The 14128-nt window shown below is 32.8% G+C and carries 14 protein-coding genes; 3 read left to right on the top strand and 11 right to left on the bottom strand.

The annotated features are described in order from the left end of the window. Positions 1-2: 2 nt before the first annotated feature. From G6Z82_RS02330 to G6Z82_RS02305, 6 genes are all read right to left on the bottom strand, one after another. A complete protein-coding gene (locus tag G6Z82_RS02330) occupies positions 3-1007 on the bottom strand; it encodes an ABC transporter ATP-binding protein (protein ID WP_006730938.1) in 1005 nt (334 codons plus the stop codon). A gap of 147 nt (positions 1008-1154) precedes the next feature. Then, on the bottom strand, positions 1155-1397 hold the full coding sequence (gene acpP, locus G6Z82_RS02325) for an acyl carrier protein (protein WP_164785759.1): 243 nt from the start codon (positions 1395-1397) through the stop codon (positions 1155-1157). A gap of 49 nt (positions 1398-1446) precedes the next feature. Beyond that, entirely contained in the window at positions 1447-2448 is a 1002-nt protein-coding gene (gene plsX, locus G6Z82_RS02320; protein WP_164785758.1) for a phosphate acyltransferase PlsX, read from the bottom strand. Positions 2449-2468: 20 nt separating this feature from the next. After that, a complete protein-coding gene (gene recG, locus G6Z82_RS02315; protein WP_164785757.1) occupies positions 2469-4490 on the bottom strand; it encodes an ATP-dependent DNA helicase RecG in 2022 nt (673 codons plus the stop codon). 1 nt (position 4491) lies between these two features. After that, on the bottom strand, positions 4492-6156 hold the full coding sequence (locus G6Z82_RS02310) for a DAK2 domain-containing protein (RefSeq protein ID WP_164785756.1): 1665 nt from the start codon (positions 6154-6156) through the stop codon (positions 4492-4494). Between the two features lie 23 nt (positions 6157-6179). Then, positions 6180-6539, bottom strand: a complete 360-nt coding sequence (locus G6Z82_RS02305) for an Asp23/Gls24 family envelope stress response protein (RefSeq protein WP_006730927.1) — start codon at positions 6537-6539, stop codon at positions 6180-6182. A 175-nt stretch (positions 6540-6714) separates the two neighbouring features. Between G6Z82_RS02305 and rpmB the strand changes: the two genes are divergently transcribed. Continuing rightward, positions 6715-6900 (top strand): 50S ribosomal protein L28, encoded by a 186-nt coding sequence (gene rpmB / locus G6Z82_RS02300; RefSeq protein WP_006730994.1) that lies wholly within the window; start codon positions 6715-6717, stop codon positions 6898-6900. A gap of 176 nt (positions 6901-7076) precedes the next feature. Here rpmB and G6Z82_RS02295 read toward each other — a convergent pair whose 3' ends face one another. The 5 genes from G6Z82_RS02295 to G6Z82_RS02275 form a co-directional block, all read right to left on the bottom strand. Next, positions 7077-7736: an amino acid ABC transporter permease gene (locus G6Z82_RS02295; protein ID WP_006729075.1), complete on the bottom strand. Its 660-nt coding sequence runs from the start codon at positions 7734-7736 to the stop codon at positions 7077-7079. Positions 7737-7745: 9 nt separating this feature from the next. Then, complete coding sequence (locus tag G6Z82_RS02290) at positions 7746-8384, bottom strand: amino acid ABC transporter permease (protein WP_164785755.1); 639 nt, start codon at positions 8382-8384, stop codon at positions 7746-7748. Further along, positions 8381-9202: a transporter substrate-binding domain-containing protein gene (locus G6Z82_RS02285; protein ID WP_006730965.1), complete on the bottom strand. Its 822-nt coding sequence runs from the start codon at positions 9200-9202 to the stop codon at positions 8381-8383. The genes G6Z82_RS02290 and G6Z82_RS02285 overlap by 4 nt, the downstream gene beginning before the upstream one ends. Positions 9203-9210: 8 nt before the next feature. Continuing rightward, complete coding sequence (locus tag G6Z82_RS02280) at positions 9211-9951, bottom strand: amino acid ABC transporter ATP-binding protein (protein WP_006730939.1); 741 nt, start codon at positions 9949-9951, stop codon at positions 9211-9213. 172 nt (positions 9952-10123) lie between these two features. Then, the gene (locus G6Z82_RS02275; RefSeq protein ID WP_006730909.1) at positions 10124-11212 is read right to left on the bottom strand and encodes a M42 family metallopeptidase; all 1089 of its coding nucleotides are present in this window, start codon (positions 11210-11212) and stop codon (positions 10124-10126) included. Positions 11213-11378: 166 nt separating this feature from the next. On the opposite strand from G6Z82_RS02275, the gene G6Z82_RS02270 reads away from it, so the two are divergent. Both G6Z82_RS02270 and G6Z82_RS02265 read left to right on the top strand, forming a co-directional pair. Then, positions 11379-12578, top strand: a complete 1200-nt coding sequence (locus tag G6Z82_RS02270) for an MFS transporter (RefSeq protein ID WP_164785754.1) — start codon at positions 11379-11381, stop codon at positions 12576-12578. Positions 12579-12775: 197 nt separating this feature from the next. After that, complete coding sequence (locus G6Z82_RS02265; protein ID WP_006730907.1) at positions 12776-14089, top strand: solute carrier family 23 protein; 1314 nt, start codon at positions 12776-12778, stop codon at positions 14087-14089. Positions 14090-14128: the final 39 nt, after the last annotated feature.

Genomic DNA, 14128 nt, shown 5'->3' with positions numbered 1-14128 from the left:
TCCTACTTACTTTGATCTTGAAAATGGAAATTCTTCCAACATGTACACCTTACAAAATGTCCTGGTTCAACCTCATGAATTACAGGATTTTCTTCATGTTCGCTTGCAGGAATCCATGGAATTCTAGAAGCAAAACGATCCCCTTCTCTTGGCATATTTTTAAGAGATGGTACTGTACCTTGTATTACGTGTAACTGTTCTTTTTCATCGTCAGCCTGTGGCATTGAATTAAGAAGTGATCGTGTATATGGATGCAAAGGATGCTCAAAAATAGTTTTAACATCTGCCTTTTCAACTACCTGACCTGCGTACATTACTGCTACCTGATCAGCGGTTTCAGCAACAACACCCAAATCGTGTGTAATTAAAATAATGCCAGCTTGCATTTCCTTTTGAATATCTTTCAACAAATCCAAAATCTGTGCTTGGATAGTAACATCTAAAGCAGTCGTAGGTTCATCAGCAATAATAATTTCTGGCTTACATGCTATAGCAATAGCAATTACTACACGTTGCCTTAAACCACCTGATAGTTCGTGTGGATACATACGATACATCTTCTCAGGTTCAGGCATTCCTACTTGAGTAAATAACTCAATAACTCTTGCATATCGTGCTTTTTCATTTAATTTAGTATGATAATACAGAGTTTCAGCAACCTGATCACCAACTCTCATTAATGGGTTCAAGGAAGCAAGTGGATCCTGAAAAATCATACCGATATTATTTCCACGAATTTTATTAAATAAACTTTCGTTTAAATCGGATAAATTGAGTTCATTGTACATAATATCGCCAGTTACTCTAGTATTTTTATGATCATACAAACCAATAATACTTGAAGCAATGGTACTTTTACCGCAACCAGACTCTCCAACTATAGCTAATATTTCGTTTCGCTTTAACGTTAGATTTATATCATCGGCTGCATCATAAAACTTACCCTGTAATCTATATGCAGTATGTAAGTGCTCGATGTCTAACAATACATCACGCTGCTTTTCCAAAAGACATTCTCCTCTCAATAAATAGGTATCATATAATTAAAAGTCAATTAGATTTTAAATATTGCTATTATTATATACAAAAGCAAGACTTAAATCAATAACTTAATTAATTATTCTTTAAGTTTGCTAAAATCTTTTAAATTTATTTCAATTTTGCCTTTGATAAATATACTTGACAGCTTCACCAACTGTTTTTAATTTTTCTGCATCTTCATCGGAAATATCAGCACCAAATACTTCTTCCAAATCCATCACAAATTCAACAAAATCAATCGAATCAGCTTCTAAATCATTCTTAAAATTTAAATTCAACGTTATATTGCTACGATTAATTTCAAAACGGTCTTCAATAATATTGGCGATTTTATTAAAAATTTCTTCTTCTGACATACTATCCCTCCATAATAAAATAAAGTTTAATCTATTTATTCTCACAATGCTAGTTATTATTTAAAAAATATTTTTTGAATTCATCAATTAAATGTTCATCTAACATCTTATCGATTTGTAATAAAGTATAATAAACTGGACGTTTATCAGATCTACCATGTGTTTTAACAACTGGTGCATTTAACCCTATTAAAACAGCACCACCATATCTAGCAACGTCAAAATGTGATTTTAAACTTTGCAAACCCTGTTTGGCTAATAAAGCACCTAACTTAACTATAATTCCATTGTTAAGTAAACTTTGTTTCATCTCGTGAACTATAACTTGTGATGTACCTTCAAGTGTTTTAAGAGCAATATTGCCACAAAAACCATCTGTCACAACAATATCAGCCTTATCACTAAACAACTCATTTCCTTCAATATTGCCTACAAAATTTAAATCTTCTTTCAACAATTTTTTATATACTTCTTGATGCAAAGCATCCCCTTTATCAAATTCTGCACCATTATTTAACAAAGCGATTCTAGGGTGAGCAATTTTTCGAATTTTTTCAGCATACAGCTCTGCCATTTTTGCCCATTGTATTAAATATTCAGGCTTACTCTGAGCATTGGCACCAACGTCAATCATATTAAAACCCAATTTATTGGATGAACTAGGTAATGTAGGCATTAATGCTGGACGCTTAACTCCTTTAATCCGACCAATAATAAAAATACCACATGCCAGTAATGCACCTGTATTTCCCATAGAAAATAATGCATTAGCCTGACCATCTTTAACATATTTAGCTGCTACGACCATAGATGAATCACTTTTTTGCTTAATGGCTTTCACAGGTTCATCGCTATCATCTATAACTTCTGTAGTATTAACGATTTCTATTCTTTCACATTTAACACCAATTAAACAATTTTCTATTTTCTTTTTATCACCAAATAAAATAAATTTAGTTTGCGGTAATTGTTTAACTAAACTTAGCACTGCATCCACAATAGCTTGTGGTGCATGTTCACCACCCATTGCATCAATCGCTATTTTTTTCATGTCAACCTCACTTTTATTTATTAATCATCATACTCCATTAATAGTTTCAAGAAATCATATTCTTCACCAACTAACTCAGGATTTTGGTTCACTAAAACTTTGCTTTCCTTTTGAGCTGTAGTAAAAATATTATAATTATTAATTATATCTCCTAATTTAAATTGCGGGATACCAGATTGGGCTTGTCCAAAAATGTCGCCTTCACCACGTAATTTCAAGTCTTCACGTGCTAATGCAAAACCATCATCACATGTACTTATAATTTTCAGACGCTTTTTGGCACTATCAGTTTTAGGATCACTAACAAAAATACAATAACTTTGTGTTATACCACGACCGATTCGACCTCTGAGCTGATGCAATTGACTTAAGCCAAAATGGTCAGCATTAAAAATAATCATCATATTAGCATTAGCAACATCAACACCTACTTCTATTACACTGGTTGTAATCAAAATTTTGATACTTCCATGGATAAAAGCATCCATAATGTCACTTTTTTGACTACTAGCCATTTTCCCATGTAATAAAGCTACTTTATCTGAGCCGAAATATAGAGCCATTTTCTTATACAAGGTTTCTGCATTCTTTAAATGTAACTTATCTGATTCTGCTATTAGTGGAGCTACCACATAAATTTGAAATCCTTGTTCTAATTGTTCATTCATGAGCGTCAATAATTTTCTTAAACTGTCCGATGTGATCCAGTAAGATATAACTTTTTTTCTTCCAAGTGGCATCTGATGAATTTCAGAAACGCTATTTTCACCATAAACACTAAGAGCCAAAGTTCGCGGAATTGGCGTGGCAGACATTGCCAATATATCCACCATGTTTCCCTTATTTAACAACTGCTTTCTTTGATCGACACCAAATCTATGTTGCTCATCAATAATTACTAATCCTAGTTTTTTAAAAATAACTGGATCTTGAATAATAGCATGTGTGCCTATTACTAAGTTAATAATTCCATCTTTCAATTCACGATAGATCTCTTTTTTTTCATTCAACTTAGTGCTACTAGTTAATAATGCACAACGTACGCCTAAAGGCTCCAAAATAGCTACAATTTTATTCATATGCTGCTGGGCTAAAATTTCAGTAGGCACCATTAATGCAACTTGATAGCCAGCTGTAATACAGGCAAAAATTGCAAAAACAGCTACGATGGTTTTTCCTGAACCAACATCCCCTTGTAATAAACGATTCATTCGTTTAGCAGAAGCGAGATCAGCCAAAATTTCGTTAATAGCTTGAATTTGATCATCTGATAATTGAAAATTAATAGATTCTTTTAACTCATTAATTGCACTACTATCATATTTTTTAGCAATACCATTATTCTTTTGATCATTTGCATACAATAATTGTGATAATTGCAATTGAAAAACAAAAAACTCCAAAAAAATGGCTGTTCTTTGTGCGATTTTTACTTGCTGAAGATCCTTAGGTTGATGCATTTGAATAATCATTGATTTAACATCTAACAATTTATATTTATCTCGTAAATATTGCGGTATTACTTCTGGTAATTGGGGAAGATATTTTTCTATAGCCTGGCTAATAAAGCTAACTAATTTTTTTTGCTTAATATGACTATTTAATGAATAAACAGGTTCAAAGCCCTCCTCTTTCAAAACAATCTTATAAGCACTCAAAGTTTGACTAGCTAACACATATTTACCATAAATAGCGATATCATTTCCTTTTTGTAACTGCTTTTTTAACCATGGTTGATTAAAAAAATTGACCATGATAATATCATGGTCAATTTGCATCTTAAAATTTAGCCTTGTATTATGATAACCATATCTGCTAACTACAACATCAGTCACAATTTTTCCCTTCAGCAAAACCCTTTGACCATCTTTTAACTCATTTAAAGGAAAAGTTTCTAGACTATCATATCTACGCGGAAAATAAAATAGTAAGTCATATATAGTTTTAATTTTTAATTGTGATAAAGCTTCAGCAGTCTTAACGCCGACTCCATCTAAATCACTAACAGGGTTTAAAAGCACCTTTAAATTAACTATTTCCATTTTATTCTACAGATACCAAGAAATAATAAACTGGTTGTCCACCATCATGAATTTCAATTTCCAAATCTTCATGACTTGCTCTCAATTTATCAGCAATTTCCTCAGCCTGTGTTGCATTAGCATCACTACCATACATTAAAGTTACAATTTCACTATCATCATCTAACATATTTTCAATCATTCTAAGGCTAGCAGAAATAATATCAGGATCATCTATTTTTATTTTTCCATCAATGATACCTAAATAATCGCCTTCCTTAACTTCAATATCATCTATAGTTGTATCACGAATAGCTTTAGTAACTTCACCAGATACTACAGTATCAAGCTCAGAACTCATTGCTGTTACATTTTCTTCTACACTAACTTCAGGATCAAAAGCCAACATCGCAGTTAAGCCCTGTGAAATAGTCTTGGTTGGTACTATACCTACAGGAATATTAGCAACTTCTGCAGCTTGTTTTGCAGCCATAATAATATTGCCGTTATTTGGTAAAATTATGGCCTTAGAAGCACCAGATTTATTAATGGCATCTATAATGTCTTGTGTTGAAGGATTCATAGTCTGTCCACCAGAAATAATCCGATTAACGCCTTCACTCTTAAAAATATCCCTAATTCCATGACCAGATGCAACTGCAATAACTGCGAAATCTACACTTTCTTCTTGTTCTTTACTATTTTCAACAATTGTTTCGTGCTGGATTCGCATATTATCAATTTTAATTTTACCTAGTTTTCCAAATTGCTTACCATATGCAAAGATTTTAGCAGGATATTCAGTATGAATATGAACCTTAGCAATATCACCATCAGAAACTGCTAATAAAGAATCACCTAATTCAGATAAATATGCTCTAAACTCTGCTAAATCAAATTTCTTCTTATCTGCTATAGATGCTGTCAAATCGACCATAATCTCAGTACAATAGCCATTTTTAATATCACCCGTAGATAATTGAACTTGTGCAGATTCAGCTTGATGATGAGTTACATTGATTAACTCATCCATTTCATTTTCACCAAGTTGAAAGGCATCATTGACTTTTTTGCCCATTAAACCTTCAAGAAATCCTTGATAGATAAAAACTAGACCTTGACCACCAGAATCAACTACACCAACTTGTTTTAAAACTGGTAACAAATCAGGAGTCGTTTTTAATGCATCCTTAGCACCGCTTACAATTGCTTTCATAACTGAAATTACATCATTAGTTTCACTTGCTTTGCTTGCACCTTTTTCAGCTGCAACACGTGCTACAGTCAAAATAGTACCTTCTACTGGTTTCATAACTGCTTTATATGCAGTTGCAACACCATTAGAAAAAGCTTGAGATAAGTCTTGAGCAGTTAGTACTTTTTTATGTTCAGTAGATTTATAGAATCCTCTAAATAATTGAGATGTAATTACTCCTGAATTACCACGAGCTCCCATTAGCATTCCTTTAGCAAGACTCTTGGTTAAATCGCCTACACAACTGCTATTATTTTCATTAACGGCTCTTGCACCGCTTTCCATTGTTAAATTCATATTAGTTCCTGTATCACCATCTGGAACAGGAAAAACATTTAATTTGTTAACAAATTCAGCATTTTTTCCCATACGATGCGTGGCCACACGAACCATATCTTTAAAACGCTGACTATCAATATTATTCAATACCACTACTAATCCTCCAGTTAAGCATATTAATCTAAAACTTTTACACCTTGTACCACAACATTGACGGTTTTAGCTTTAATGCCTAAAAGATTTTCAAGATTATATTTAACACTATCCTGAACATTTCTGCTGACTTCAGAAATCTTCAAGCCATAACCTACAATTATGTAAACGTCGACAACAATTTGATTATCATCTATCTTAACAACAACACCTTTGCGATAATTTTCCTTATTTAAAATCGCAAACGCACCATCTCTTAATGCATTTTTTGATGCCATGCCAACAACTCCATAATTAGTGGTTGCAGCACCACCTACTACAGTAGAAATGACATTACTTGATATATCAACCAAACCATATTTTGTTTTAATTTTAACAGCCATTTTTTTCCTCCATTTCTGAAGAATATATTTACTTAACCATTTTAACATAGCTATAATAACAGAAAACAATTCTTAAGCAAAAAAAGCAAAAAATAATATCTTAAGTTGCATTTGTTTCACATATATGATAAATTATTAAAGTACTATGACTACATTTAAAGGAGGGTTTAGCACAATGGCAAAAGATATTATTACTGGTTGCAAGACAACATTTGGTAACAAACGCTCAAAGGCTTTGAACGCTGTTAGACGTTCATGGAAGCCAAACCTTCAAAAAGTTCGCATTCTTGTTGATGGTAAGCCTAAGCGTGTATGGGTTTCAGCACGTACTTTGAAGTCCGGTAAGGTTACTCGTGTATAAAACTCAGTTAAACATGATTAACTAAATAAGCAAGTCTAATTTTAGGCTTGCTTTTTTTATTGTATTTTGACTCAAAAAAATAAGGATCTAAAAATAGATTCATTATTGTAACCCTGTTAGTATCCAAATAGTAAAAAAATACTTCGATAAAATATCGAAGTATTTTTCATACGAAATTATTTTGCTGAATACTGCTTTTGCAAATGATCAGCTATTAATGATAATGTAAAACATATAATAAAGTACATTAACGCAACTATCACATACATCGGAAGTAAATAAGTCGTATTTTGACTATATATAATTTGAGCATGATACAACAATTCTGGTAGAACTATAATTGTAGCTAATGATGTGTCCTTAATTAAGGATACAAATTGTGATAAGATTGCTGGTATCATAAAATGCAATGCCTGCGGTACCACAACATGATACATTGCTTGAGCATATGTCATACCATTAGATAACGCACCCTCTAGTTGCCCTTTATTAACTGCACCAATACCACTACGTACAATTTCTGCTAACATTGCTCCTTCAAAAACAACTAAAGCAATAATTGCGGCACAGGTAACATTAGTTACAATCCCTAATTGTGGTAATCCAAAATATGCGAAGAAAATTATCAAAAGCAAAGGTAAATTTCTTAAAATATCAACAATGAATCCCACAATATGCGAAATCACTTTAATTTTCAAATATCTAACTATGCCTAAAAATAATCCTAAGATAAAACTCAAAATAATAGAAACTATTGATATATATACTGTAACCATCAAACCTTGCAAAAGAAAACGCAGGTTAATCCAAGAATACGCATGAATAAATGTCTCCATATAACCCTCCTAAGCAAGCTTTTCTTCTAAATATCTCATGTAATAACTTAAAGGTAAAGTTAGTACCAAATAAAGTAGACCAACTACAACATAAGTATTAACTGTCTCAAAAGATGCAAGAGAAATAACATCTGCCTGATACATTAAATCAAAACCAGCTACAAATGCCAACACCGAAGAGTTCTTAATCAAACTGATAAATTGATTGCCCAAAGGTGGTATCACAACTTTTAAAGCTTGTGGCAAGACAACATATCGCATAGCTTGAACATAAGACATACCATTAGATCTCGCACCTTCCATTTGACCAATACCAATAGAATTAATACCAGATTTTACCGTTTCAGAAATAAAAGCGGAAGTATATAAGGTTAATGCAATCGGTCCAGCACCAAATCCTGTTAACTTTAAGCCCATTTGCGGAACTACCAGATAAAAAATCATAACGATAATTAGCAATGGTATATTACGAAAAATCTCAACATAAATTCGAGCTATTAAATGCGGTATTCTACACGGAGAAACCTCTACCAAAGCACAAATAACTCCAATAATCAAACTAAAAAATATAGCAATCAAACTACACATTATAGTTGAACTCAAGCCCTGCATAAATTGAGGCCAATGATTAACTAAAATATTGATCATAGAACTTCAGCCTCCTTAATGTTAAAACCAGGAATTCCATCAAACCATTTAACTAGCAAACGATGATAAGTACCATTCTTTTTAAGTGCTAATAAGGCCTTATTAATATGATCTCTTAACTCAGCTTGACCTTTGTCAACTGCAATACCATATGGTTGATTGGTATAATTTTTACCAATTAAATGAAAACCAGGATTTTCACTAGCTATACCAGCTAGCAAACAATTATCAGTAGTCAATGCAACTCCTTGACCAGCTTTTAAGGCACTAAAAGCTTGACCATAGTCATCATATTCCAAAACTTTTGCCTTAGGAGCAACTTTTTTAATATCAGCTACGGCTGTAGTTCCTTTAACAGCTAGCACTTTTTTATTATTAAGTTGATGAACATCCTTTATTTTGGAATTATTAGGTACCAGTAGGGATGCACCTGCACCAATATAAGGTCTAGCAAAATCAACTTGCTTTTTTCGTTCAGGCGTAATCGTCATCGTAGCCCATATCGCATTGATATTACGATTTTTCAACAATGGTATCCTCGTTTTAGGAGTTGTTTGCACAAATTTAGCAACTGCATCTTTGCCTAACATTTGCTTGGTAACAGCTTTGGCCATATCTATCTCAAAACCTATTATTTTAGAGCTCTTTATATCCATATAACCAAATAACCTAGTATCTGCCCTAGTACCCCATATCATTGTTCTACTTTGTTTAACTTTTTGATATACATTTACTTTTTTAGCTTGCCCACAACCACCTAAGAAAAGTAACAAAAATAGAATGAAGGGAGCAAGCAAAATTTTATGAATCTTTTTCATTTTTTTACTCACTTCGTTGAAATAACTTTGCTTAAAAATTGACGTGCACGTTCTGTTTCTGGATGATTAAAGAACTTCTCTGGATCTGTATCTTCAAGAACTTGACCATTTTCAAAGAAAATAAGCCTATTAGCTACCTCACGTGCAAATCCCATTTCGTGAGTAATAACTACCATCGTTATTCCTTGTTCAGCAACATATTTCATAACATCCAACACGTCTTGTATCATTTCAGGATCAAGAGCTGAAGTTGGTTCATCAAATAAAATTGCCTTAGGACGCATTGCTAATGATCTTGCAATAGCAACACGTTGTTTTTGTCCACCTGATAAATTTCTTGGATACTGTTGGGCTTTATCCTCTAATCCAACTTTTCTTAATAAATCCATTGCAATTTTTTCATTTTCTGCATCAGGTCTTTTTAATACTATTTTAGGTGCTAACGTGATATTTTCTAAAACAGTATGATTCTCATATAAATTAAAGTGTTGAAAAACCATACCCACATCACGTCTTATCTTATTAATATCAGTATGCTTATCCGTTACATCATATCCATCAACTATCAACTGCCCCGAATCAATTGTTTCAAGACCATTCATAGTTCTTATTAACGTACTTTTACCTGAACCGGATGGACCAATAATTGAAACCACCTGTCCTTCATCAATTGTTAAATTAATATCTTTTAAGGCATGCAACTTTCCGAAATATTTATTAACATGCTTAAACTCAATAATTGACGACATACCCTTGTACCCCTCTCTTTTTTACTCACGAGTTTTATTATACACGTCTTTAGATAGTTTTCATATATTTTTTAAAATAAATCCGTTTTTTTCAAATATGGGCTATTATAAATGTTCGTTTTTTAAAAATATGAGACGCTGTGAATTAATTATCTTTTTACGTCACAATACTTTATAAACTTTGTAACTTAAATGAATTTAACTTTTCCACTGTCAAATCACGAACTAAAGCAGTAGCTAAATCAACGCTAGCCTTAAAATCAGTATAGGCAGAGAAACAATAAGGTGAATGTTCGTATCGAACAGGAATTCCAATCACAATTGTTGGAGCACCATTTTCATAATAAATTGCAGCACCATCCTGTCCGCCACCTGTTCTAACTGAACGAGTATAAGGGATGTTTAATTGATCAGCTAATTGGCAAGCATATTGTTGGAACCTAGGATTTGGTAAAAAACTAGTATCCATATCTCGCAACATCGGTCCCCTTTTTAAGCCTGTTTGTGATAACCATTCAGGTTCAAAAGTATCATCAGCAGGACAAGATTCTAAAACTAAACATACATCAGGTTTTACTTTCCTAGCAGTAACATATGCTCCTCTTAATCCAACTTCTTCTTGAGCAGATAATGCACACACGAGGTCAAAATTTAGCTTTTCATTTTTTAAATTATCTAAGATAGAAATCATAGCTCCAGCACCAAATCTATCATCAAAATCTTTGCCAAAGAACAACCCAGTTTTAGGATTGTATGCACATTCAACATCAACAAAAATTGGACACCCTGTATCAATTTTGTAATCGTTAATTGTCTCTTCTCTGCTGCAAGAACCAACATCGATAGACATGCTTGCAATATCAGGTGTGGTATTTCGCTCAGCAGCGGTCATAAAATGAGGTGGTTTAGTGGCAACTACACCTGATATATATTCACCTTCTTTATTGCGAATCCTTACTTTTAAGGATGGTATATTATATTTAACCCAACCACCTAAAGGAACGAACTTTATTAAACCATTTGGTCTAACAGCTTGTGTAATAAATCCTACTGCATCTGAATGAGCATCTATTTGAATAACTGGTCGATTACCTTGATTTTCTTTTTTGGAAGCATACAAATTATACATACCATCAATCTCAACATTGGCAATATCTTGAGCATATGTTGCAAATAATTTTACAAATTCCTCTTCAAATCCTGAAGTAGAATTGGCATTTGAAAATTCTTTAAGCATCTTAATTTCTTGTTCTTTTTTCATAAAAGTTCTCCTGTATCAAAACATCTCTTAATATTTTACAGTATTTTTAAATAAATACACTATCTTGTCTATCATTTTTTATCAGCAATAGTTATTATTGGCAATTTAAATGTAATAAGCATATAATTAAACATACTTCTTTTCTTATTAGTGCTGGAGGTCTTATATGAACAAACAAGAAATTATTTTTAAGCAAAATTTATTTGTTTTAGCCATTGATGTTTTTATTGCAGGTATTGGCTTTTCTGAAGCTTTACCTTTTTTACCCTTGTATATAAAAACTTTGGGCACTTTTACACATAAAGAATTAAACTTTTGGGTAGGTTTTACCTTCTCCACAACTTACTTTGTTTCTGCACTTGTATCTCCTTGGTGGGGCAAATTAGCTGATCAAAGGGGACGAAAATTAATGATTTTACGTTCATCAATTGGCATGGCAATTGCTATTGGCTCCATGGGATTTGTAACTAATGTATATCAGCTTTTTTGTTTACGTATGTTACAAGGATTTTTTGCTGGATTTGTTTCAAATGCTAATGCATTAATCGCTACGGAATCGCCAAAAAATCAAGCTGGAAAAGCTATGGGAACTATGGCCGCTTCATTTACTGCTGGTAATTTATTAGGACCACTTTTGGGTGGTTTATTAGCATCAATGTTTACATATCACTTCACTTTTTTATTAACTGGAATCTTACTATTTATTTCATTCATCTTATCATTCTTATTTGTAAAAGAAGAATTTAAGCCTATCAGCAAACAAAGTGTTATAACTAATAAACAAGTTATCAATTCTTTAAAATCATCAAATTTAATTTTTGGTTTATTATTAACTACTATAATCATTCAAACCGCTAATAGTTCAATCAATCCTATAGTTGCTTTATACGTAGCCAATTTAATGCATAATCAAGGAAATACTATTTTTGTTGCAGGAATTATCGCTGCATTGCCTGGTATTGCAACATTTTTAGCTGCACCCCGCTTTGGTGAATTAGGTGATAAAATTGGAACACACAAAATCATAATCGGTGGTCTAATTTCTGCTATTATTTTCTTCTTTGCTACAGCTTTTGTGACAAATGCTGTCCAACTTGGTTTTTTGCGTTTCTTAATTGGCTTTTCAGATGCATGTTTATTTTCACAAGTGCAAACAATGCTAGCTAAAAATTCTTCAATCCAAACTACTGGTAGAATTTTTTCTTGGAACCAAAGTGCTATGTATATTGGCAATATTTTTGGACCTTTAGTTGGATCAACCGTAGCTGGTTTCTTTAATTACAATGTTTTATTTATCGTTACCGCTGCATTGGTAGGCATCAATTTATTATTATTTCACATTAACGTAGTTAAAAATATCAATTAATTTTATATTTATACTTGACTTTATAAACTATTATAGTTTAAATTACATGTAGATATTTGATACCTTTAAATTGGTCCTGTGAGGCCAAGAAGGAGCTTTGCTTTTATATTATGATAATCACCGTTGAATGCAAAACCATCTTGGACTCAGTCTAAGATGGTTTTTAGGTATAATAATCTATAGAATAGGAGTTACGCATGAATAAAGAGAATTTTCATAATGATGATGCCATTCTAGACGTATATGAAAAGCCTAATTTATCACAAGGTGTTTTATTATCATTACAACACCTATTTGCGATGTTTGGCTCGACAGTACTCGTACCTATTTTGGTAGGACTGGATCCAAGCATTGCATTACTTGCTTCTGGTGTGGGAACCTTGGTTCACATGATTTTAACTCATTTTAAAATCCCAGCATACCTAGGTTCAAGTTTCGCTTTCATAGCTACAATGCAAGCACTAATGAAAGCAGATGGGTATCCTGCAATTGCACAAGGGGCAATCGCAGCTGGTTTAGTCTATTTGGTAGTTGCATATGTTGTCAGCAAAATTGGTTCAGCTTGGGTAGACAAAGTTTTACCACCAATTGTAGTCGGACCAGTAATTATAGTTATCGGATTATCATTAGCTACAACGGCAGCAAATGATGCTATGTTACATAATCAGAAATATAATTTGATTTATTTCTTAGTTGCCATTTTCACACTAGTAGTAACACTTTGTTTCCAGATGTTTTTCAAAGGATTTACTAGTTTAGTATCTATTTTATTAGGAATAATATGTGGGTATATTTTATCCTGTTGTTTAGGTATTGTGAATTTTAGTGGGGTTGCTAAAGCAGCTTGGTTTACATTCCCTGCTCTCGATGTTCCCATTATATCTTATAAACTTAAACTATATCCTGCAGCTATTCTAACAATGGCACCTATTTCATTTGTTACCATGTCAGAACATATGGGACATATTATGGTTCTTAATTCTCTGACTAAACGAGACTTTTTTAAAAATCCCGGTTTACATAGAACGCTGTTAGGTGATGGATTATCAACGATTACCGCAGGATTTATTGGTGGACCCCCGACCACTTCATATGGTGAAAATATTGGAGTCTTAGCAATGACAAAAGTTCACTCTGTTTGGGTTTTAGCTGGTGCTGCCGTGTTTGCAATTATCTTCTCATTCATTGGAAAAATTGCCGCTCTAATAGAATCAATACCGATGCCAGTTATTGGTGGTATTTCCTTCCTATTATTTGGTACTATTGCATCCAACGGTTTAAAGATCCTCGTTGATGACAAAGTAGACTTTAGTGAAAAGAGAAATCTATTGATTGCTTCTGTCATCATGGTAGTGGGTATTGGTGGAGCTTACTTACAATTAGGTAATTTCCAATTAACTAGTGTTGCTCTATCAACTATTTTAGGGATGATCTTGAATGGTATATTACCTAAACATGCAGCTATTGAACAACAACAATTAGCTGAAAAAGAAGGCACCAAGATAATTTAATGACAAAATTAAAACAGTAGTAGTTAATTAACTACTACT

The organism is Lactobacillus iners, assembly GCF_011058775.1.
In the GTDB taxonomy this organism is placed as follows: Bacteria; Bacillota; Bacilli; order Lactobacillales; family Lactobacillaceae; genus Lactobacillus; species Lactobacillus iners.
Note: the sequence above shows the minus strand (reverse complement) of the source record. Positions and strands in the feature narration are given on the sequence as shown.

What these genes read in the sequence shown, in the direction of transcription:
- G6Z82_RS02290 (WP_164785755.1), bottom strand. Translation starts at nt 8,384, where the DNA reads ATGATCAATATTTTAGTTAATCATTGGCCTCAATTTATGCAGGGCTTG.
- rpmB (WP_006730994.1), top strand. Translation starts at nt 6,715, where the DNA reads ATGGCAAAAGATATTATTACTGGTTGCAAGACAACATTTGGTAACAAA.
- G6Z82_RS02270 (WP_164785754.1), top strand. Translation starts at nt 11,379, where the DNA reads ATGAACAAACAAGAAATTATTTTTAAGCAAAATTTATTTGTTTTAGCC.
- plsX (WP_164785758.1), bottom strand. Translation starts at nt 2,448, where the DNA reads ATGAAAAAAATAGCGATTGATGCAATGGGTGGTGAACATGCACCACAA.
- G6Z82_RS02305 (WP_006730927.1), bottom strand. Translation starts at nt 6,539, where the DNA reads ATGGCTGTTAAAATTAAAACAAAATATGGTTTGGTTGATATATCAAGT.
- G6Z82_RS02285 (WP_006730965.1), bottom strand. Translation starts at nt 9,202, where the DNA reads ATGAAAAAGATTCATAAAATTTTGCTTGCTCCCTTCATTCTATTTTTG.
- G6Z82_RS02275 (WP_006730909.1), bottom strand. Translation starts at nt 11,212, where the DNA reads ATGAAAAAAGAACAAGAAATTAAGATGCTTAAAGAATTTTCAAATGCC.
- recG (WP_164785757.1), bottom strand. Translation starts at nt 4,490, where the DNA reads ATGGAAATAGTTAATTTAAAGGTGCTTTTAAACCCTGTTAGTGATTTA.
- G6Z82_RS02295 (WP_006729075.1), bottom strand. Translation starts at nt 7,736, where the DNA reads ATGGAGACATTTATTCATGCGTATTCTTGGATTAACCTGCGTTTTCTT.
- G6Z82_RS02280 (WP_006730939.1), bottom strand. Translation starts at nt 9,951, where the DNA reads ATGTCGTCAATTATTGAGTTTAAGCATGTTAATAAATATTTCGGAAAG.
- acpP (WP_164785759.1), bottom strand. Translation starts at nt 1,397, where the DNA reads ATGTCAGAAGAAGAAATTTTTAATAAAATCGCCAATATTATTGAAGAC.
- G6Z82_RS02265 (WP_006730907.1), top strand. Translation starts at nt 12,776, where the DNA reads ATGAATAAAGAGAATTTTCATAATGATGATGCCATTCTAGACGTATAT.